At 56.3% G+C, this 860-nt stretch carries 1 protein-coding gene and 1 pseudogene; one reads left to right on the top strand and one right to left on the bottom strand.

Annotated features, from left to right (window positions below; genetic code table 11):
• A pseudogene (locus tag AC1DWI_RS24825) lies at window positions 1-284 on the top strand (hypothetical protein); the annotation flags it as partial.
• Here the strand turns inward: AC1DWI_RS24825 and AC1DWI_RS24820 are convergent.
• Window positions 273-860, bottom strand: a 588-nt coding sequence (locus AC1DWI_RS24820; protein WP_477726133.1) for a PP2C family protein-serine/threonine phosphatase, incomplete at its 5' end; no start/stop codon positions are given. The pseudogene AC1DWI_RS24825 and the gene AC1DWI_RS24820 overlap by 12 nt on opposite strands.

Below are 860 nucleotides of genomic sequence, written 5' to 3'. Positions count from 1 at the left end.
CTCTGGAAGACTCTCAGTCTCGTCTTGAGCGAGAAAAAAAGAAAACCGAAGACCGCGCTGCGGCCAAGGCAGGTGAGCAAGGTAGTAGCGACGCGAACGCTGCCAGATTAAAAAGCGGGCAGGACAAATCCCAGTCCAGAAGCGAAAAGCAGGCCGTTGCAGCGGAAGAGGCTAAAAAATTCAACGACCGCCAAAAGGAGGCGCTGGAGCGCAAAGCCCAGCATGAAAGAGATCGTCTGAAGCAGACCAAGCCGCCAGCGAAGTCCTTACCCTTACCCGACTAAGCGGGTCGGTGGCTCAGCGGCCAAAGGCTCGAGTTTGACAATCACCAGCGAGAGATTGTCACCGCCGCCTCGCGCGCGGGAACGTGCTTTCTGAATCAGGAATTCAGTGGCTTCACGGGGTGACAGCATGGACAGGGCTGAGCCCATTTCAYTGGTGCTGAAATAGTGCCAGACCCCATCGCTGCAAGCCAGCAGGACGTCTTCAGGCCGGAGTTGCGGGATGAAATGATGGGTAATAGGTGGCGCATCCTCCGTACCCAGGCAACCCATCAGGATGTTTGACTGCGGATGGACATTGGCTTCTTCCTCAGTAATCTCGCCTTTGTCCACCAGAGTCTGCACATACGAGTGGTCCACCGTCCTGTGTACCAGTTTGCTGCCCTGGTAATGGTAAATCCTTGAATCGCCGGTATGTACCCAGTGACAGTCCCCACCCGGGTTGATCAGAAATGCCGCCAGCGTGCTGTGCGGTTCCTGCTCGGCCGAGATCGCCGTCAGTTTGATGACGATATGGGCTTCTTCGATGACCTGCTTGAGCATCGCAGGCGCATCGTCCGTTTCCGGGGCATAACGTTC

It is taken from the genome of Polaromonas sp. P3_C2, from assembly GCF_056402675.1.
This window is presented reverse-complemented; position numbering and strand designations above follow the sequence as displayed.